Genomic DNA, 17556 nt, shown 5'->3' with positions numbered 1-17556 from the left:
GCCGGGGAGTCGATCATCAACTCCAGGCCCTGGTTGAGCTTTTCGCGGTTGGACAGCAGGTCGTCCAGGTCGCTCTTGCCGATGATGGAGCGCAGGGAGGTCTGCGCCATCTGCGAGACCGCGAACCGGTAGTCCTCCACCTCCACGACGGCGTTGGCCGCGTCGACGACCTTGAAGTAGATGACCGCGTCGACCCGGACCGTGACGTTGTCCCGGGTGATGCCGTCCTGCGCGGGCACCGGCATCGTCACGATCTGCATGTTGACCTTGCGCAGCCGGTCGATGCCGGGGACCACCATCGTGAAACCGGGACCGCGCACCTGGCCGGAGAGCCGGCCCAGACGGAACACCACACCCCGCTCGTACTGCTTGATCACGCGAGCCGCCGCCATCGCGTACAGCAGACAGCCCGAGGCGGCCGCGGCGCCCGCTGTCAGCAGTTCCTGGACCATGGCGCGACCCCCTGGAGGTTTGAGCCGACCACTGCCTTAACGATATGCCCAGGTATGTCCTGTGGTCGAGCTTCGGGGCGCCCCGGGACTCGACCACAGGACATCGGTCACTCCGTGCGCGGTCGCGACTCGTGCAGCCGGGTGTGATAGCGCCCGTCCGACTCGTGCCCCGTGGGATCCTCACCGGCGAGGATCACCTGACGGACGGCGTCGCGGCGCTCCTCGGGGCTGGTGAAGAGCCGCTGCGCATAGGTGCGCGAGGTGTCCGTCACGGTGCTGAGGCCGTGCGCGGCCAGGGTGTCGGCGATGCGGCGGTAGGGCACGGTCCGCAGCACGAACGCGCACACCCACACCGGCCGGCGCGCGGAGTCGAGCAGCGCGTCGAACGTACGGTGCGAGATGTAGCCGATACCGCCGGTGACCGTGATCAGACCCGTGCGGGCGACCGCGCGGCGCAGCCCGTCGCTGGGCGGATGCCGCTCCAGGTTCTCCGCGTACGCCTCGTCGAGCAGCCCCGCGTCCAGCGCGTAGCGGGTGGCGTTCGCCGCCAGGTCCAGGCCGATCACCGGGGTCGCGTCGGGGCGCCGCCGCGAGGCGTAGAACTCCTTGTCGCGCTCGACGAGTTCGTCCGGCGTGAGCGCGGCGGCCTCCTCGGAGGTGTAGTGCGCGTACAGGTCGGCGAGGGTCAGCTCGTGGTTGAGCAGCGCCGCGTTGATGCCGTACGAGCAGCACAGGTCGAGGACCGTCACGGGGCCCTCGTCGTCGGCGAGGCGGGCGCGCAGCTCACGGGTGCGGCGGAAGACCGCCTGGGCGTGCTGCGGGATCTCGTACTCGTACGGCGCCAGTGTCCGGAAGTAGGTGCGCGGGTCCGGCTGGTCGTAGATGTCGTCGAATCGGGTCTTGCCCGATGCGGTCCTTGTCCTGTGCCGGTCTGTGGCCATGGAGCACCTCCGGGAGCGAGGAACGGGTCTGGGGCAGGGGTGAACCTCTACCGGACCCGTACCGCCCCCCGATAGACCTCGTGACGCTATCCGGCCACGACACCACCCCGGCGGCGGCCCGCGCGGCCGCGCCCTGACTACCCTGGAGCCGATGTTCTCCTCCCAGGGCCCCACGCTGCGTGAGCTCGCCGTTCAGGCGTTCTCGTCCACCGAGCACGGGTACGACCTGCTCGCCCCGAAGTTCGACCGGACCCCCTTCCGTACGCCTGGCCGGTTCCTGGCGGCGACAGCCGACGCGCTGAAGCCCCTGGGGCCCTTCGACGCGGGCCTCGACGTGTGCTGCGGGACCGGCGCGGGGGTCGAAGCACTGCTGCCGCTCTGCCGGGAACGGGTCACCGGTGTGGACTTCAGCGCGGGCATGCTGGCCGCCGCGGCCGGCACGGTGCCCGTGCCCGGCCCGGGCGGCCCCGCACTCGACTGGGTCCGTGCCGACGCCCGCGCTCTCCCCTTCTCCGGGGGATACGACCTCGCCGTCAGTTTCGGGGCGTTCGGGCACTTCCTGCCCGCCGAACGCCCGGCCCTGTTCACCGGCGTCCACCGGGCGCTGGGCCCCGGCGGCCTCTTCGCGTTCCCGATCGGCGCCCCGCAGCCCTTCGGCTCGCCCTGGTACTGGGGGCTGCGCGCCTTCGACGGTGTGATGCGCGTGCGCAACCTGCTGCGGCGCCCGCGGTTCGTCATGTACTACCGGACGTTTCCGCTCGGCGGCGTGCGCGAGGACCTCGTCGATGCCGGATTCGACGTACGGCTGCTCCCCCTGGAGGAGTTCGGCCGCCGCGCCGACGGCAGCCCCCACTGGCGCCTGGTCGTGGCCAGGAAGGCATAGGGGCGTAGGAAGGTCGGTCGCTCCGGAGTGCTGTGCGGTCCGGGAGGTGTGGGCCATTCTCGAAGGAGACGGACCGCCGTCGATCGTCTTGCAGGGGGTGCCGGATGGGGAACGACCACGACGCCGGACTGCCGGGCCCGCCCGGGCCCACGGGTGAACCGGGCGCGGGCGCCGATCCGCGCGGCGCGATCGGCGACGAGCCCTTCGTCCGCCGGGCCGAGGACTTCCCGGCGGTCTCCGGGGGGAGCACGCACGGCGAGGCGTGGCACGCGCCCGGTGAGGTGGAGGACCCGGGCGGGCCGCCCCTGTGGGACGTCCGGCCGGAGGGGTGAGGCCGTGGGTCTGACGATCAGCAACAGGTACCTGACGCGCGTCTACGTGGCGATCGGCTTCTCCGACAACACCTGTCTGCACGACACCGGCCCGCGCATCATGGGCTGGTGGGGCATCGACCCGGGCCGCAGTGCCCTCGTCTACGTCAACGACGTCAACCAGTACAGCCCGCTGTGGTTCTACCTCGCCGAGGCGGTGAACAATGGCCCTGTCTGGGCGGGACAGCACGTCACGGAGGTGCCGGACCAGGCCTTCAACCGCTGCTGGCGGCCCAGCGTCTCGGGCGGCAGCCCACGCGGTTTCCGCGAGCTGTATGTGGGCGATCACAAGAACTTCACCCTCAACCTCACGGGATAGGACGCGGGGCGCGGCCCCGTGGCCGCGCCTCACCTGTGCCTTCCCCGCCCTACGCCGTGCCGTCGGCCGCCGCCCGCAGCGCGGCGATGTCCAGCTTCTTCATGCCGAGCATCGCCTGCATGGCCCGCTGGGCCCGCCCGGGGTCCGGGTCGGCGATGAGCTCGCCGAGCACGACCGGCACGACCTGCCAGGACAGGCCGTACTTGTCCTTCAGCCACCCGCACGGGCCCTCCTCGCCGCCCTCGGACAGCGACGTCCAGTAGTGGTCGACCTCCTTCTGGTCGGCGCAGCCGATCTGGAGGGAGACGGCCTCGTTGAACGTGAACTCCGGCCCGCCGTTGATCGCCGTATAGGGCTGGCCGTCGAGCACGAAGTCGACGCTCAGGACGGTTCCGGCCGGGCGCGGGGCGCCTTCTCCGTAGTACGAGACGTTCTTGATCTCCGAATTCGGGAAGACCGAGACGTAGAACCGCGCGGCCTCCTCGCTCTGCAGGTCGAACCAGAGGTTGGGCGTGATCCTGGGCATGGCGCTCTCCTGTCGCGTTCGCGGCGGTCCAGTCCGCCGTTCCTGTCTGCCTATGTGGACCGTCGCACCGCCCGGAACTCATCGCCACGCCGACCGGTTCGTGTCACCCGGTTCAGCGCGCTTCGCGCACCTGCGGTTCTCGCTCGAGGACGATGCCGAAGTGCCGCTCGTACGCCGCGAGCACCTCGGCCTCCGTGGCCAGTTCGGTGGTCTGCCGCTCGCCGTCCGCCGCGGTGGTGGTCAGGGTGCGGCCGCTGAGGGTGACGCGTCCGTCGTCGGTGAGCAGCGAGCAGACCAGGGACCGCGTGAAGTGGGAGTCGGGCGACGTGCGGTGGTACCAGGCACCGCCCCTGAAATCGGCCAGTACGCGCGGCCGCGGCTCGGCGAGGTACTGCGGCTTGCCGTCCTGGGCGACCTCCAGGTCGCCTTCCGGCGTCTGCGTGATGCGGAACGTGCCGGCGGGATCGGCCTGCTCGCCCCGGTCGCCGAAGGCCAGCGGCAGCCGGCTGTGGGCGCCGAAGCCGACGTCCGCCAGCCAGTCGCCCCCGTCCTCGGTGCGCACGCGCAGCGCCAGGTGGTCGTACGGGATGCCGAGCTGCCCCTCGTCCCCGAACACCCGGGCCTGCAGCAGCGTGACGTCGAAGCCGAGAGCCGTCAGAAGGGCGGCGAACGCGCCGTTGAGCTCGTAACAGAAGCCACCCCGGCGCGCCTCGACGACCTTCGACACCAGAGCCTTGTCGGTGAGCTCGATGTCCTGCCCGAGATGGATCGAGAGGTTCTCGAAGGGGACGCTGCGCAGATGCGCGACGTGCAGGTCGCGCAGGGCCCGGGTGGTGGGGGCGGCGGGGCGCTCGGCGCCGATTCGCCGCAGGTAGGCGTCGATCTGTTCGGAGTGCATGGGCACCAGTGTGCTGGGGTGGCGCCCTCCGCGGACACGGGCTCCGGACGGCGCCCGTCCCGTCCGTCGGTCCTAGGACTCGGGTAGGACTTCGGCGGGGCGCCGGGCACCGGTCACCGCCGCACGTACCGGCGAAACCGTCCGCTCGCGTCGGGGGAGCCCGGCCCGAATCCGCAGCGTGCGAGGAGCCGGTCGGCCTGCTCCTCGGGGTAGAGGCGGAAGGGGGAGCGCTGGTGGGCGAGCACCCGGTCCCCGCGCAGGACGAAGTAGTCCTTGGTGAACCTGCCGCCGCCCTCCTCCCGTATCTCCTGGGCGTAGACGAGTCCGCCGGGCAGCGGACGCCGAGAGGGGCGGTGCATCGGCTGGACGGCGAGCAGGAGCAGGCCGCCGGGGCGCAGCGCGGCCGCGACGTTCGCCAGCCCGCCGGCGTTGTCCGCGTCCTCGACGAGGTGGCTGCCCAGCCGGAAGTGCCCCGCCTCCTCGACGCCGTACCAGATACCGCCGACGGAGTAGGCGGCGTCGAAGGCGGCCGGCGTATCCATGTGCAGGACGTCCCGCACGGCGAGTCGTGCTCGTGCGCCGAGTCTGGCGCGTGCCTGGGCCAGCATGCTCTCGGTGTGATCGATTCCGGTGATCCGCAAGCCGGCCGTGTCCAGATCGAGCAGTCGCTCACAGGCGAGGCCGGTCCCCACGCCGAGTTCCAGGAGATCTCTGCGGCCGTCGATGTCCTCCAGGAGGGCGCGGGCGTAGGCGTCGTAGTCGTAGTAGCCGGACGTCATGATGAGGTCGTAGTGGCGGGCGAGCCCGGCGTACGAATCGGTCACGGGCAGCACACCGCCTGCCGGAGGACATCGCTCATCCCTGCATGGCACTCGGCCCGAAGGCCGTGGACAAGGCGCTTCCCGGACAGGAACCGATGTCCGGGGCGGCGAGATCAGGCCACTGGCCGCGGGATCCGGCACCCGCCACCGCCGTCGATGCGTGAATGATGCAGGTATATGGGCCGCGGGCGGCGCGGTAAAAAGGGGAAGGGAAAGTTCCGCGCCAATGACGCAGAAATCGTTGACACGTGACTGCACCCTGTGGTCGAGAAAGGGAGATCGGCTCTCCTCCCAGGGGATGACTCCGCGCGCGGCGCAGTACAGCGACCGTGGGTCGATAGTCCGGCTCGCAGGCGGACTTGCTCTCCTCGCTCGGCGGCGAGGATGGAGCTATTCCTGCTGGACCCGCTGACGTGCGCCGATCGCACCGGCAGAGGGTCGTCCGCACCTGACCCGACGGGAGCCCTCTTCGCCGTGGCTACGTTCTTGTACAAACTAGGCCGCTTCGCCTTCCGGCGACGCCGCTACGTGGCGCTGCTGTGGGTGGTGGCGCTGGCCGGAGCGATCTTCGCCTCCTCGGCCGCTCCCGCCCCGCCCGAAGACTCCTTCTCGATGCCGGGTACGGAGTCGCAGAAGGCCTTCGACCTGCTGGAGAAGCGCTTCCCGGACGCCAGTGCCGACGGAGCGAGCGCGCGTGTCGTGATCCGCGCCCCCGAAGGGAAGAAGATCACCTCGGCCGAGCCCAAGGCCGAGGTCGAGAAGCTCGTCGCGGCGATAGGCAAGGGCCCGCAGGTGTCGAGCGTCGACGACCCCTACAAGGCCCAGACCGTCAGCAAGGACGGCTCGACCGCCTACACCTCGGTCACCTACAAGGTGGCCGCCACCGAGCTCACCGACAAGGCCCGTGACGCGCTGACCGACGCGACCGACAAGACCCGCGACGCGGGCTTCACGGTCGAGACCGGCGGCGACGCCGTCATGGCCGAGCAGGAGATGGGCGGCAGCGCCGAGCTCATCGGCATCGCGATCTCCGCGGTCGTCCTGATCCTCACCTTCGGCTCGCTGATCGCCGCGGGCATGCCGCTCCTGACCGCGCTCATCGGCGTCGGCATCGGCATCTCCGGCATCGCGGCGCTCGGCAGCGTCCTCGACCTCTCCGCCACGACCTCCACGCTCGCGATGATGATCGGCCTCGCCGTCGGCATCGACTACGCCCTCTTCATCGTCTCCCGCTACCGAGCGGAGATAGCCGAGGGCCGCGCACCGGAGGAAGCCGCGGGCCGGGCCACCGGAACCGCCGGATCCGCCGTCGTGTTCGCCGGTCTCACCGTGGTCGTCGCCCTGTCGGGCCTCGCGATCGTCAACATCCCGATCCTCACCAAGATGGGTCTGGCCGCGGCCGGCACCGTCGTGATCGCCGTCCTCATCGCGCTCACCATGATCCCCGCGCTGCTCGGCTTCGCGGGCCGCAAGGTGCTGCGCCGCAAGGACCGCAAGAAGCCCGCGGGTTCGCTCATCGACCCGCACGCCAAGCCGAAGCTCGGCACCCGCTGGGCGCGGTTCGTGCTGCGCCACCCGCTCTCGGTGCTGCTGGTCGCCGTCCTCGGCCTCGGTGCCGTGGCCGTGCCCGCCGCCAGCCTGGAGCTCGGCCTGCCCGACGAGGGAACGTCCGCGCCGGACACCACCCAGCGCAAGGCGTACGACATGCTGTCCGAGTCCTTCGGCGCGGGCTTCAACGGCCCGCTGATGGTCACCGTCAGCAAGGACTCCGGCGTGGCGGCCGCCGCCAAGACCGTCGGCGACTCGATCGGCAAGATCGACGGCGTCGCCACCGTGACCCCGGCCCAGGCCAACAAGGCCGGCGACACCGCCATCATGAACGTCGTCCCGAAGACCGGACCGAGCGACCACGAGACCGAGGAACTGGTCAAGTCGCTCCGCTCGACCGCCGACGGCATCGGCTCCGACACCGGCTCCGAGATCCTGGTCACCGGCCAGACCGCGATGACCATCGACTTCTCGCAGACCCTGGACGACGCCCTCCTGCCCTACCTCGGCCTGGTCGTCGGCCTGGCGTTCCTGCTCCTGATGCTGGTCTTCCGCTCGATCCTGGTCCCGCTCAAGGCGGCGCTCGGCTTCCTGCTCTCGGTGGCCGCCGCGCTCGGAGCCGTGGTCGCGGTCTTCCAGTGGGGCTGGCTCGCGGACATCGTGGGCGTCGACCAGCCGGGTCCGATCATGAGCATGATGCCGATCTTCATGATCGGCGTGGTCTTCGGCCTGGCGATGGACTACGAGGTCTTCCTCGTGACGCGGATGCGCGAGGCGTACGTCCACGGGGCGCGCCCCGGCGAGTCGGTCGTGACCGGCTTCACGCACGGCGGACGGGTCGTGGCCGCGGCCGCGATCATCATGATCAGCGTCTTCTCCGGCTTCATCATGGAGAACGACGACATGATCAAGATGATGGGCTTCGGTCTGGCCATCGCCGTCCTCTTCGACGCCTTCGTCGTCCGCATGGCGATCGTGCCCGCGGTCCTGGCCCTGCTCGGCAAGTCCGCCTGGTGGCTGCCGCGCTGGCTGGACAGGCTCCTGCCCAACGTGGACGTGGAGGGCGAGAAGCTGCACAAGAACCTCGGTGACACGGGGACACCCGAGGCCGAGACGGACCGGGAGCTTGCCCCCGCGGGCAGGTGACACACGACGGTCCGGCACGGGCGGGCCGGCCGGGACACCCCTGAGGGGGAGCGTCCCGGCCGGCCCGCCCGGTCTTTTTCCCGGCTCCGTCGGAGCCGGGAACACGCGCCTCAGCCGCGGTCCGCGTAGACCATCCAGACCTGCCCCGGGGCGAAGGGCATCGGTTCACCGTTGTCGCGGGTGAACGCGGTGCCCCCGGTCGCCTCGGAACGCTTCCAGCGCGTGGGGTAGCTCCTGCCGTCTCGCAGCACCAGCGCCCGGCCGCTGCCGACCGTCTCGATGTACGGCGTCACCGCGCCGTTGACGTCCTTGAAACGCGAGGGACGCATGGTCACGTACTGGATCACGACGGTGGGAGCGCCGAGCCGGGAGCCCGACGTACTGAGCGCGGGGGCGCCGTCGAAGGAGGCGAGCCACCGGTGCTCCCGCGGCGACCAGTCGAAGGTGTGCCGGGCGGCGGAGTAGCGGACGGTCCGGCTTCCGGTGGGGGTGCCGCCCGCCGGAGCCGGGCCGAAGCGGAAGCCGATGTCGGTCGGGTGGCCCGCCCGCGGCGCCGAACGCAGCAGCGCCCGTGGGCGTACGAAGAGGTTGTGCGGGGCGGGGCGGGCGCTGTCACGGAAGTAGGCGCGCGGCACACGGTCGTGCGGGCGGGCGTACAGCGGCGCTTCCCTGAGCACCTTCTGCAGGGCGCTGCGCACCCCGGAGTAGGCGAGCACGGGCCGGCCGAACTGGCGCAGGAGTTCGGTGTCGGACTCGCGCGCGCTGCGCACCGGGCCGACCGACTCCGGAACCCTGCTGGAGTACACGCCCATCAGGCGGCTCATGCCGCCCTCGACCTTCTCCACGTAGACGATGTCCGCCTGGTCGAGACCGGTGTGCGGCCGTGCCGCGCGGGCGTTGTCGAACTTCACGGCGAGGACCGGCCCCTGGCTCGCCAGCTGCCCGGTGAAGGGGGAGGGGGTCCGGTGCGCGGCACCGTCCCCGTGAGCCGGGGCGCTCGCGAACGAGGGGGCGCTCACGGCGAGCGCCGCCATGGCGACCAGCGCGAGCACACGTGTGCCGAGACGGGTGCGGCGGGTGGCCCGGGCTGTCCTGGCTGCCATGGGGACGTCTCCATTCGTGGCGGAACCGGTGGTGCCTGACGCAGCCGCAGATCTACCGCCCCGGACCCCGGCCCCAACCGCCGCTGCGCCATCCACCACCGCCACGTCACTCTTTACGGGGGCCCGCCGCGTGGCTGCGCATCGAAGGGCGCTCCGGGATGCTCCGACATCGGCCGGGCTTGGCCATGTACGCGCCACGCGGTACCGTCACTGCGATATCGACGACAGCACGACGGAAGCCGGTGTGAATCCGGCACGGTCGCGCCACTGTGTGCGAGCGGTCCCCATACCGCTTGTGAGTCAGACCCGTGGCTGTCGTCCTGTGCACCACCGAGACGGGACGCGAACTCCCGAAGGAGGCACCGCCATGGCGCAACACGTCGTTCAGCCGACCGCCGACGCACCTGCCGTACCGGTCAAGCTGCCGCTGAAGGTGATCGCCCCGTGGGCGGTCTTCTTCGGAATCCTGATGCTGGTCCTGCTGTACTTCGTCGGCGCCGAACAGGGCGCCACTTCCGTGTTCAGCGGCGCGGAGGTCCATGAGTGGGTGCACGACGCCCGCCATCTGCTCGGCTTCCCCTGCCACTGACCAGGGGGAATCCGGCCCGCTCATGAACTCGGCAACCGTACGCAACCTGCTCGTTCGAGGCATGCTCGCCGGTCTCGCGGCCGGCGTGCTCGCCCTCGTCATCGCCTACTGGCTCGGTGAGCCGAACGTCGACGCCGCCATCGACTTCGAGGAGGCCCACGCGGGCCACTCGCACGGCGACGAGGCCGAACTCGTCTCCCGGAGCCTGCAGTCCACCGCCGGCCTCGCCACCGGCGTCCTCGTCTACGGGGTCGCCTTCGGCGGCATCGCCGCGCTCGCCTGCGGCTTCGCTCTCGGCCGCGTCGGCCGGTTCGGCCCGCGCGCGACGGCGCTGCTGCTCTCGGGCTGCGCGCTGCTCACCGTGTACGTCGTGCCGTTCCTGAAGTATCCGGCCAACCCGCCCGCGGTCGGCAACCCCGACACCATCGGCAAGCGGACCTCGCTGTACCTGCTGATGACGGTGCTCAGCGTGCTCCTCGCGATCGCCGCGACCCTGCTGGGCAAGCGGCTCGCGCCCGCGCTCGGCGCCTGGTACGCGACCGTCGTGGCCGTGCTCGGTTTCGCCGTGGCCATCGGGCTGGCCTATGAGTTCCTACCGGTGGTCAACGACGTTCCCGAGCATTTCCCGGCCGCCCTGCTCTGGCGCTTCCGGCTCTCCGCCCTCGCCGTGCAGGCCACGCTGTGGGGCGCGTTCGGGCTGATCTTCGGGGAGTTGGCGCAGCGCCTGCTGCTGCCGAAGCCGACGGCGTCCACGTCCGGGGAGCCGGTCGCGGCGGACCGATAGGGCCGGGGGAGCGCCCAGGCACCCCGAGCCGCGCCTCATCACCCTCGACGGCGTGCGGCGGTCGCCCTCACGGCGGCCGTGCTGCCGGCCCGCCACCACGATCAGGGCGGCCGCCGAACCGAGCGCGTCACGCGGCGCCGAGCGGGCAGCCGAGCCGGATGTTCCAGCGTCCGGAGCGTCCGCTGAGTTCCGTCGTCGACAGCGGCAGGACGTCGCATCGCCAGAAGGCCGACAGCGGAGCCCCCGTCGCATGCACGACCGCCGCACGCACCACCTCGGGTTCCACGACGGCGAGGACGCGTCCGGACGGGGTGTCCGCCCGGAGCGCGTCCAGCCACCCGGCCACCCGCGTGCACACGTCGGCCACGGACTCGCCGCCCGGAGCCGCGCTCTCCGGCTCGGTCAGCCAACGAGCCACCGCCTGCGGTTCCCTGGCGTGCACGTCCTCCAGCGGCCTGCCGCGCCACCTGCCCGGGTCGAGACCGGCCAGCGACGCCACCGCCAGGCCCGCCCCGAGGCCGAGGGCGTCGGCGGTCTGCGCGCAGCGCGCGCCGGGGGAGACGAGGACCTGGCACCCCGTGGGCAGGGTTCCGGCCGCCCGACGCGTCTGGGCCGCACCGGCCGGGTCGAGGGACTCGTCGTCGCCGAACACACCGCGCCGCGCCGCGGCGGTCAGGGCAGGTGTGACGAACAGCACGCGCGTGGTCACGGAACGTCCTTCCGCGGGTGGGGAGTTGGAGAGGCCTTGGCGCATCCCTCAACGGAGTGCGGCGAAGGCGCGCCGGTCCGGGGCTCGCCGCCTTCCGTGGGCTCGGCGTCCCGCACGAATCGCCGCAGGTGCGCGCGGACCGCGTCGGGTTGTTCCAGCCAGGGTTCGTGCCCGGCGCCCTCGATCCGCGTCAGCGGAAGACCGAGCCGGTGCGCCAGGGAAGCGAGTGAGGACAGGGGGCGCGGGTCGTCGGCCCCGCCGAGGAGCTCCGTTCGCGCGGGCAGGCACGCGGACAGGCCGTCGAGATGTGCGTCGAGCGGGTCCGCGCGGCCTTCCCTGCCGAGGTCACCGTTCATCGCCCAGTTGACCGGGCGCCGCCGTCGGGCAGCCTGCGTGGCCCATGCCCATCCGAGTTCGGGATCGGCGTGGTCGGTGGACCACGCCAGTGTGAGCAAGTCGACTTCCTGCTCCTCCGTACGGCCCGTCAACTCCTCCAGCGCGCGGAGCCGCTCCCTCCGTGCGGCGGACATGCGGCGGTCGCGCTCCGCCCGGTACGCGGTGCGCCAGTCACCGCCCCGCAGTGCCGTCCAGTGCAGTCGCGCCCCGTCGCGCATCGATGCGAGGCCCTGCGTCCGAATCGAGGTCACCGCGCAAACCTACCCGGACGTGACCCGCCCGCCCGCTGCCGGGAGCGTCGGACCAACACCGGCCCCACCCGCCGCACACGGCCTCTGAACAGGGGCGTACGCGGTGGTATACGCGCTCGCGTGTGCCACCCCCGCGCCCACGGCGCAAGTTGTCAGCAGATCAGTTGCGCACTAATGTCACCACGCCTTGGTGCACGGGAAATCCGGTGTGATGCCGGTGCGGCCCTCGCCACTGTGATCGGGAAGTCCGGCTCCAGCCCTCGCGGCAGCCACTGGGTACTCACGTACCCGGGAAGGCGGAGTCCGGTCGGTACGACCCGTCAGCCAGGAGACCGGCCAAGGCGCGTTGTCCATCCACGAGGTGCTGGAGAGGGTCTGCCGAGCCATGCACATAGCCGAGGGTTTCCTCCCGCCGGCGCACGCGATCGCCTGGGGCGTAGCGTCCGCGCCGTTCGTCGTCCACGGAGTCCGCTCCCTGACCCGTGAGGTCAGGGAACACCCGGAGAGCACCCTGCTCCTCGGCGCCTCCGGGGCCTTCACATTCGTTCTTTCCGCGTTGAAGATCCCGTCCGTCACGGGCAGTTGCTCGCACCCGACGGGAACCGGCCTCGGAGCGATCCTGTTCCGGCCGCCCATCATGACGGTGCTCGGCACCATCACCCTGCTCTTCCAGGCTCTGCTGCTCGCCCACGGCGGGCTCACCACCCTGGGCGCCAACGTATTCTCGATGGCGATCGTCGGGCCCTGGGCGGGATACGCGGTCTACCGGCTCCTCAAGCGGTACGACGTGCCGCTCATGGTCGCCGTGTTCTTCGGGGCGTTCGTCGCCGACCTGTCCACCTACTGCGTCACCAGCGTCCAGCTGGCCCTGGCGTTCCCCGACCCCAGCAGCGGATTCCTGGGCGCCCTGGGCAAGTTCGGCGGCATCTTCGCCGTCACCCAGATCCCGCTCGCCGTCAGCGAGGGGCTGCTCACCGTCCTGGTGATGCGGCTGCTCGTGCAGTCCAGCAAGGGCGAGCTCACCCGGCTCGGCGTGCTGCTGCAGGGCAAGCGGACCGTGACGACGGCCGAGACGAAGACGGGGGCCAACGCCTGATGAGCCGGAACGCGAAGATCAACATTCTGCTGCTCGTGGTCGTCGCCGCGCTCGCGGTGCTGCCCCTGGCACTCGGACTCGGCGACGACAAGGAAGAACCGTTCGCAGGCGCCGACGCGCAGGCCGAGACGGCGATCACCGAGATGGAGCCGGACTACGAACCGTGGTTCTCCCCGCTGTACGAACCCCCCTCCGGGGAGATCGAGTCGGCGCTCTTCGCCCTGCAGGCGGCCATGGGCGCCGGGGTGCTCGCGTACTACTTCGGGCTGCGCAAGGGACGCCGCCAGGGCGCGGAGCAGCTCCTCGAGCAGCGCGAGCGGACCGGTTCGCCGACCGGTTCGACGCCCGACGCGGCGGACAAGCGGCCCGAGACCGAGCAGGTCTGACCCGGCGTGCTGCCCATCGACGCGGCGGCGCACAGCAGCCGCTGGCGCCGCCGTCACCCCGTGGACAAGGCCGTGCTCGGGCTCGGCCTCACCGTCCTCGCCATCTCCCTGCCGCCCTGGCCGGGCGCCGCCCTGGTGGTCCTCGCGGCGCTCGTCCTGCTGCTCGGACCCGCGGGCGTGCCGCCCCGCAAGCTGTGGCGCGCCTACCGGGTGCCGCTCGGCTTCTGCGTCACGAGCGCCCTGACGCTGCTCGTCCAACTCGGCGGCCCCGACGGGTTCGTGACGCTCGCCGACGGTGGTCCCGCGCGCGCGGGCGGCCTGCTCCTGCGGACTTCCGCCGCCTCGCTCGGGGTGCTCCTGTTCGCCTTCACCACGCCGATGTCGGACCTGTTGCCGCGGCTGGTGAAGGCGGGCGTGCCCGCGCCGGTCGTGGACGTCGCACTCGTCACGTACCGGATGAGCTTCCTGCTCCTGGACTCCATGAGCCGGATCCGCCAGGCGCAGGCCGCCCGGCTCGGCCACACCACCCGCGCCGCCACCTGGCGCTCCCTGGCCGGTCTCGGCGCCACCGCGTTCGTGCGGGCCTTCGACCGGGCGGGCCGGCTGCAGGCCGGGCTCGCGGGACGCGGCTACGACGGCACGCTGCGGGTCCTCGTGCCCGACGCCCGGATCTCCCGGCGCTTCGTGGCCGCGGCCGCGGTACTCCTCGCGGGCCTCGTGGCCCTCACCCTCGTACTGGAAAGGTTCCTTCCATGACCGAGCCGAGGGCTCTTCGCGAGCCGGTCGACCGCGGCGGGCCGAGCGAGCCCCTGGTCGCCCTGCGCGGCGCGTCCTACGCCTACGAGGACGGGCCCACCGTCCTCGAAGGCCTGGACTTCGACATCGTCGCGGGCCGCGCCCTGGCCCTGCTCGGACGCAACGGCAGCGGCAAGACCACCCTCATGCGGCTGCTCAGCGGGGGGCTGCGCCCCGCGGCGGGCGGGCTGACACTCGAAGGGGCCCCGGTGACGTACGACCGCAAGGGCCTGACCCGCCTGCGCACCACTGTCCAGCTGGTCGTCCAGGACCCCGACGACCAGCTGTTCGCGGCCTCCGTCGAGCAGGACGTGTCCTTCGGCCCGCTGAACCTCGGCCTGCCCGACGCCGAGGTGCGGGCACGGGTCGCCGAGGCGCTCGCCGCGCTCGACATCGTGGCGCTGGCCGACCGGCCCACCCACCTGCTCTCCTACGGCCAGCGCAAACGGACCGCCATCGCGGGCGCCGTGGCGATGCGCCCCCGCGTCCTCGTCCTCGACGAACCGACCGCGGGCCTCGACCCCGACGGCCAGGAACGTCTCCTCGCCACGCTGCAGCGCCTGCGGGACGCCGGGACGACCGTGGTCATGGCGACCCACGACGTGGACCTGGCGCTGCGCTGGGCCGACGACGCGGCGCTGCTCACCCCCGCCGGGGTGCGGACCGGGCCGGTCGCCGAGATGCTGGGCCGGCGGGACCTGCTCGCGCGGGCCGGGCTCCACCTGCCGTGGGGAATCGCCGTCGGGGAGCTCCTGCGCGCGCACGGCCTGCCGGTCGGTACGGGCGAAGGGCCGCGCACCGCCGAGGAGTTGGCCGCGCTGGTGGCCGGGGAGCGGTGAGCGCGCCGTTCCCCTGTGGCCCGTCCGCCGGGCGGCTGCTCAGCAGTGCCGGTACACGTAGCCGTCCTCGCCCGCGGGCCGGACGTCGCGGTCGCGCAGCGTGACGGACAGGTCCTTGCCCCAGGTGCGGCAGGCGGCGTCGAAGTCCTTGCGCACGTACTCGATGTCGAAGACCTTCCCGTCGTACGCGGACGCGAAGTCGGGGCACTCCTTGTAGTGGGCGCACTCCTCGGTCACGGCGAAGTCGAAGCCGATGTGCTTGCGCCGGTCAAGGAGGTCGGTGGTGTTCTTCTGCGCGATGGCCAGGCCCTTGTCGTGCGCCCGCCGGGCGAGGAGCCGGGCGAAGTCCGCCGCGTCATCGGGCGTGAGGAGATCCTCGGAGCGCTCGTAGGAGTCGAGGTTGTCGGGCTCCACCGCGTCGAAGCCCGCCTCCGCGCAGCCATCGATCCACCGGCCGACGATCTCGGCGAGAGCCGCACGCTTCTTCGCCGTGGAGATGTCGAGCAGCGGCTCGTTCCAGTCCTCGTCGACGACCGGGTCCCCCGCGTCGTCCCGCAGCACGAGAGTGGGGTGCTCGCGCTCCCACCAGCGCGTCGCTTTCTTGCCCGGCTGGGCCTGGAAGGCGTTGACGTAGCAGATGTTGTAGCGGCCCGGGGCGGGGTCGGCCGTGCGGTCGCGCGAGACGGCGCGTACCTTGGACGGCGGCTTGTACGGGCCGCCCAGCTGGTAGTCGAAGGCCGCGTCGACGGGCGGCTGCCGGACGTCGCGTCCGGCGGTGCGCTCGGTGCGGTCGGGACTGTCGGCGTCGTTGGAGTCGCCGGTGGAGCAGCTGGCGAGGAGGGCGATGAGCATCGCACCGCCCAGACCGATCCGCACGGCCCGCCGAGCACCTGCCCGTGCCCGGGTGGTCGGCTCGGAGCCCGTCGGCCGCGCGAAAGCGTCCTGTCCGCTCCCCGCGCGATGGATCTCATCGCCGTGTGCGGAGCGGTTCTTGCTGGTAAGCCACTTGATCACGGTCACCCGACCAGGATCGCAGCACTCGCCCGCGACATGTGCGGCGGGCGGCCGGTCACGTCAGATCGAGCGCGCTCGCCGTCTGCTCGGCCATGCCGGCCTCACCGGCGGCGTTGGGGTGCACGGGGACGAAGTTGGTGCCGAACAGGACCGGTTCGATCCAGCGCTGGTTCGCCGGGCGGCACGCGTCGTGCGCGTCGGACGCGGCGGCCAGGTCGACGTAGGTGGCGCCGGTCTCCGCCGCGGCCCGTCGCGCCGCGCCGTTCAAGTGGGCCTGCAGATCGCGCAGGTAGGGGACGTCGCCCTCGGCGAGCGGCATCTTGAGGAAGCACCCCGGCACGGACTTCGCCGGAGTGATCCACGGATAGCCGAGGATCGCGACCTTCGCCTTCGGCGACCTGGCCTTGATCCGGTTCAGCGACGCCTTGATCGCCGGGTAGGTCTTCGTCTCGACTTCGTCCTTGAAAGTGTCGCCGTACCGGTCCTTGCAGGGGCTGCCCTTGCCGCCGGAGAGGACGCCCGCGCTGCCGCAGGCCAGGATCGAGCTGATGAACGTGTTGTTGTCGTTGCCGCCGATGGTGAGCGTCACCAGCTGCGTGTCGCTCTTGAGGGCGTCGAACTGCGGGGCGACGCCCGGGTACTGGGCCGTGCTGAAGTGCTGGGTCTGGGCGCCCCCGCAGGTCACGTCGGTGAGTTTCGCGCCGAGCGAGGCGGCGAGGAGGTGGGGGTAGTTCTTCGACGTACGAGCACAGAGGAGGGGCGCCCCGGGGTCGAGGGGGAGGACGCCCGAACCGGCGCTGTAACTGTCCCCGAGGGCGACGTAGCGCAACGGCTCCGAGCTGTCGGCGGCGGCGGGTCCCGCGGCGAGGCCGAGCGCGGCGACTCCTGTGACGGCGGCGACGACCGCGACGGTGCGATGCGGAGCGGGCATGCGCATGAGGATTCTCCTCCGGGCAGGGGGAAGCGCGGGTGGGGGCGGGGCGAGGCTTCCAGAGGTGGGGCGTGTGCAACGTAGTTCACGACGGGACGGTTCACTACGTGTGTGCGTGCGCGTCCGCGCGAGAAGGTTTGGCATCCGGGTGACAAGGGGGGCTCGGATCGCCGGTGGCGTCGGCCCGCGCGAGCAGCGGCGCAAGCCGGTGTTTCGCTCACACACGCTGGGCACCCGGTCGGCGACGACGGCCCGGCCCACGGGGTGGACGACAGGGCCGGACCGCACACCGACGAGCAAGGAGGATCACATGACCACCGCACGCGAGATCATGACTCCCGGCGCGGAGTGCGCCGGGGCCGAGGAGACCGTCCTCCAGGCAGCCGCCAAGCTCACCGAGCTCGACGTCGGGGCGCTGCCGATCTGCGGGACCGACAACCGCCTCAAGGGCGTCATCACGGACCGGGACATCGTGGTCAAGGTGGTGGGCAAGGGCAAGGACCCGTCCAAGGTCCTCGTCGGGGAACTCGCGCAGAGCGAAGCGGTGACCATCGGTGCGGACGACAGCGTCGACGAGGTCTTCGCGACCATGACCGGCCACAAGGTGCGTCGGCTGCCCGTGATCGACGGCCACGCCCTGGTGGGCATGGTCGCGCTCGCCGACGCCGCCCGCGCCCTGCACGACCCCAAGGCAGGACAGCTGCTTGAGGCGCTCTCGACGGACTGACCCGTGCTCAGGTCGGCTCAGCGGACGTCGC

General features: G+C 71.7%; 21 protein-coding genes and 1 riboswitch. Of the genes, 11 read left to right on the top strand and 10 right to left on the bottom strand.

What is annotated here, in order from left to right:
- Together ACZ69I_RS34330 and ACZ69I_RS34325 are read right to left on the bottom strand one after the other, a co-directional pair.
- Positions 1–452 (bottom strand): SPFH domain-containing protein (locus tag ACZ69I_RS34330; RefSeq protein WP_470836450.1); only part of this gene is annotated, 452 nt, incomplete at its 3' end.
- 107 nt (positions 453–559) lie between these two features.
- Positions 560–1393: a hypothetical protein gene (locus ACZ69I_RS34325; protein WP_467681873.1), complete on the bottom strand. Its 834-nt coding sequence runs from the start codon at positions 1391–1393 to the stop codon at positions 560–562.
- 151 nt (positions 1394–1544) lie between these two features.
- Between ACZ69I_RS34325 and ACZ69I_RS34320 the strand changes: the two genes are divergently transcribed.
- The 3 genes from ACZ69I_RS34320 to ACZ69I_RS34310 all read left to right on the top strand — a co-directional run bounded on the left by ACZ69I_RS34320 (position 1545) and on the right by ACZ69I_RS34310 (position 2966).
- Positions 1545–2276: a class I SAM-dependent methyltransferase gene (locus ACZ69I_RS34320; RefSeq protein ID WP_470836449.1), complete on the top strand. Its 732-nt coding sequence runs from the start codon at positions 1545–1547 to the stop codon at positions 2274–2276.
- Between the two features lie 104 nt (positions 2277–2380).
- A complete protein-coding gene (locus tag ACZ69I_RS34315) occupies positions 2381–2608 on the top strand; it encodes a hypothetical protein (RefSeq protein ID WP_467681869.1) in 228 nt (75 codons plus the stop codon).
- Between the two features lie 4 nt (positions 2609–2612).
- Positions 2613–2966, top strand: coding sequence for a DUF1036 domain-containing protein (locus ACZ69I_RS34310; protein WP_467681867.1), 354 nt, complete (start codon positions 2613–2615; stop codon positions 2964–2966).
- A 49-nt stretch (positions 2967–3015) separates the two neighbouring features.
- Here ACZ69I_RS34310 and ACZ69I_RS34305 read toward each other — a convergent pair whose 3' ends face one another.
- From ACZ69I_RS34305 to ACZ69I_RS34295, 3 genes are all read right to left on the bottom strand, one after another.
- Positions 3016–3492 (bottom strand): VOC family protein, encoded by a 477-nt coding sequence (locus ACZ69I_RS34305; RefSeq protein WP_467681865.1) that lies wholly within the window; start codon positions 3490–3492, stop codon positions 3016–3018.
- A 112-nt stretch (positions 3493–3604) separates the two neighbouring features.
- Positions 3605–4390 carry an arylamine N-acetyltransferase family protein gene (locus ACZ69I_RS34300; protein WP_470836447.1) on the bottom strand — a complete coding sequence of 262 codons (786 nt, stop codon included), beginning with the start codon at positions 4388–4390 and terminating at the stop codon, positions 3605–3607.
- A 113-nt stretch (positions 4391–4503) separates the two neighbouring features.
- Complete coding sequence (locus ACZ69I_RS34295) at positions 4504–5214, bottom strand: class I SAM-dependent methyltransferase (protein ID WP_470836445.1); 711 nt, start codon at positions 5212–5214, stop codon at positions 4504–4506.
- Between the two features lie 471 nt (positions 5215–5685).
- Here ACZ69I_RS34295 and ACZ69I_RS34290 point away from each other — a divergent pair, with 471 nt between their 5' ends.
- The gene (locus tag ACZ69I_RS34290) at positions 5686–7905 is read left to right on the top strand and encodes an MMPL family transporter (protein WP_467681859.1); all 2220 of its coding nucleotides are present in this window, start codon (positions 5686–5688) and stop codon (positions 7903–7905) included.
- Between the two features lie 110 nt (positions 7906–8015).
- Here ACZ69I_RS34290 and ACZ69I_RS34285 read toward each other — a convergent pair whose 3' ends face one another.
- Positions 8016–9008, bottom strand: coding sequence for a DUF3048 domain-containing protein (locus tag ACZ69I_RS34285; RefSeq protein ID WP_470836443.1), 993 nt, complete (start codon positions 9006–9008; stop codon positions 8016–8018).
- Positions 9009–9375: 367 nt separating this feature from the next.
- Between ACZ69I_RS34285 and ACZ69I_RS34280 the strand changes: the two genes are divergently transcribed.
- The gene (locus tag ACZ69I_RS34280; RefSeq protein ID WP_467681855.1) at positions 9376–9597 is read left to right on the top strand and encodes a CbtB domain-containing protein; all 222 of its coding nucleotides are present in this window, start codon (positions 9376–9378) and stop codon (positions 9595–9597) included.
- A 22-nt stretch (positions 9598–9619) separates the two neighbouring features.
- A complete protein-coding gene (locus ACZ69I_RS34275) occupies positions 9620–10381 on the top strand; it encodes a CbtA family protein (RefSeq protein ID WP_467681853.1) in 762 nt (253 codons plus the stop codon).
- A 127-nt stretch (positions 10382–10508) separates the two neighbouring features.
- On the opposite strand, the gene ACZ69I_RS34270 is transcribed toward ACZ69I_RS34275, so the two are convergent.
- Both ACZ69I_RS34270 and ACZ69I_RS34265 read right to left on the bottom strand, forming a co-directional pair.
- The gene (locus tag ACZ69I_RS34270; protein ID WP_467681851.1) at positions 10509–11090 is read right to left on the bottom strand and encodes a histidine phosphatase family protein; all 582 of its coding nucleotides are present in this window, start codon (positions 11088–11090) and stop codon (positions 10509–10511) included.
- Positions 11087–11737, bottom strand: a complete 651-nt coding sequence (locus ACZ69I_RS34265; protein WP_467681849.1) for an alpha/beta fold hydrolase — start codon at positions 11735–11737, stop codon at positions 11087–11089. The genes ACZ69I_RS34270 and ACZ69I_RS34265 overlap by 4 nt, the downstream gene beginning before the upstream one ends.
- A gap of 171 nt (positions 11738–11908) precedes the next feature.
- Positions 11909–12092, top strand: a riboswitch (cobalamin riboswitch).
- Positions 12093–12122: 30 nt separating this feature from the next.
- On the opposite strand from ACZ69I_RS34265, the gene ACZ69I_RS34260 reads away from it, so the two are divergent.
- Genes ACZ69I_RS34260 through ACZ69I_RS34245 form a run of 4 tightly spaced genes read left to right on the top strand, consistent with a single transcriptional unit; the run spans position 12123 to position 14853 of the window.
- Entirely contained in the window at positions 12123–12833 is a 711-nt protein-coding gene (locus ACZ69I_RS34260) for an energy-coupling factor ABC transporter permease (protein WP_467681847.1), read from the top strand.
- Complete coding sequence (locus ACZ69I_RS34255; protein WP_467681845.1) at positions 12833–13219, top strand: energy-coupling factor ABC transporter substrate-binding protein; 387 nt, start codon at positions 12833–12835, stop codon at positions 13217–13219. Before ACZ69I_RS34260 ends, ACZ69I_RS34255 begins: the two co-directional genes overlap by 1 nt.
- A gap of 6 nt (positions 13220–13225) precedes the next feature.
- A complete protein-coding gene (cbiQ, locus tag ACZ69I_RS34250) occupies positions 13226–13975 on the top strand; it encodes a cobalt ECF transporter T component CbiQ (protein ID WP_467681843.1) in 750 nt (249 codons plus the stop codon).
- The gene (locus tag ACZ69I_RS34245; protein WP_467681841.1) at positions 13972–14853 is read left to right on the top strand and encodes an energy-coupling factor ABC transporter ATP-binding protein; all 882 of its coding nucleotides are present in this window, start codon (positions 13972–13974) and stop codon (positions 14851–14853) included. The genes cbiQ and ACZ69I_RS34245 overlap by 4 nt, the downstream gene beginning before the upstream one ends.
- Positions 14854–14892: 39 nt before the next feature.
- Here the strand turns inward: ACZ69I_RS34245 and ACZ69I_RS34240 are convergent, their stop codons facing one another.
- Positions 14893–15705: an endo alpha-1,4 polygalactosaminidase gene (locus ACZ69I_RS34240; protein WP_470836456.1), complete on the bottom strand. Its 813-nt coding sequence runs from the start codon at positions 15703–15705 to the stop codon at positions 14893–14895.
- Between the two features lie 217 nt (positions 15706–15922).
- Positions 15923–16804 (bottom strand): SGNH/GDSL hydrolase family protein, encoded by an 882-nt coding sequence (locus ACZ69I_RS34235; protein WP_467681839.1) that lies wholly within the window; start codon positions 16802–16804, stop codon positions 15923–15925.
- 304 nt (positions 16805–17108) lie between these two features.
- Here ACZ69I_RS34235 and ACZ69I_RS34230 point away from each other — a divergent pair, with 304 nt between their 5' ends.
- A complete protein-coding gene (locus tag ACZ69I_RS34230) occupies positions 17109–17525 on the top strand; it encodes a CBS domain-containing protein (RefSeq protein WP_389721524.1) in 417 nt (138 codons plus the stop codon).
- Positions 17526–17556: the final 31 nt, after the last annotated feature.

Source organism: Streptomyces sp. NPDC036815 (genome assembly GCF_055609205.1).
The sequence above is the reverse complement of the archived record's forward strand: the minus strand, read 5'-3'. Positions and strand labels throughout refer to the sequence as shown.

Bases quoted from the DNA above. Each gene is read 5' to 3' on its own strand.
- ACZ69I_RS34325 (WP_467681873.1), bottom strand. From the start codon at position 1,393: ATGGCCACAGACCGGCACAGGACAAGGACCGCATCGGGCAAGACCCGA.
- ACZ69I_RS34320 (WP_470836449.1), top strand. From the start codon at position 1,545: ATGTTCTCCTCCCAGGGCCCCACGCTGCGTGAGCTCGCCGTTCAGGCG.
- ACZ69I_RS34315 (WP_467681869.1), top strand. From the start codon at position 2,381: ATGGGGAACGACCACGACGCCGGACTGCCGGGCCCGCCCGGGCCCACG.
- ACZ69I_RS34305 (WP_467681865.1), bottom strand. From the start codon at position 3,492: ATGCCCAGGATCACGCCCAACCTCTGGTTCGACCTGCAGAGCGAGGAG.
- ACZ69I_RS34300 (WP_470836447.1), bottom strand. From the start codon at position 4,390: ATGCACTCCGAACAGATCGACGCCTACCTGCGGCGAATCGGCGCCGAG.
- ACZ69I_RS34285 (WP_470836443.1), bottom strand. From the start codon at position 9,008: ATGGCAGCCAGGACAGCCCGGGCCACCCGCCGCACCCGTCTCGGCACA.
- ACZ69I_RS34280 (WP_467681855.1), top strand. From the start codon at position 9,376: ATGGCGCAACACGTCGTTCAGCCGACCGCCGACGCACCTGCCGTACCG.
- ACZ69I_RS34275 (WP_467681853.1), top strand. From the start codon at position 9,620: ATGAACTCGGCAACCGTACGCAACCTGCTCGTTCGAGGCATGCTCGCC.
- ACZ69I_RS34260 (WP_467681847.1), top strand. From the start codon at position 12,123: ATGCACATAGCCGAGGGTTTCCTCCCGCCGGCGCACGCGATCGCCTGG.
- ACZ69I_RS34255 (WP_467681845.1), top strand. From the start codon at position 12,833: ATGAGCCGGAACGCGAAGATCAACATTCTGCTGCTCGTGGTCGTCGCC.
- ACZ69I_RS34245 (WP_467681841.1), top strand. From the start codon at position 13,972: ATGACCGAGCCGAGGGCTCTTCGCGAGCCGGTCGACCGCGGCGGGCCG.
- ACZ69I_RS34240 (WP_470836456.1), bottom strand. From the start codon at position 15,705: ATGCTCATCGCCCTCCTCGCCAGCTGCTCCACCGGCGACTCCAACGAC.
- ACZ69I_RS34235 (WP_467681839.1), bottom strand. From the start codon at position 16,804: ATGCGCATGCCCGCTCCGCATCGCACCGTCGCGGTCGTCGCCGCCGTC.
- ACZ69I_RS34230 (WP_389721524.1), top strand. From the start codon at position 17,109: ATGACCACCGCACGCGAGATCATGACTCCCGGCGCGGAGTGCGCCGGG.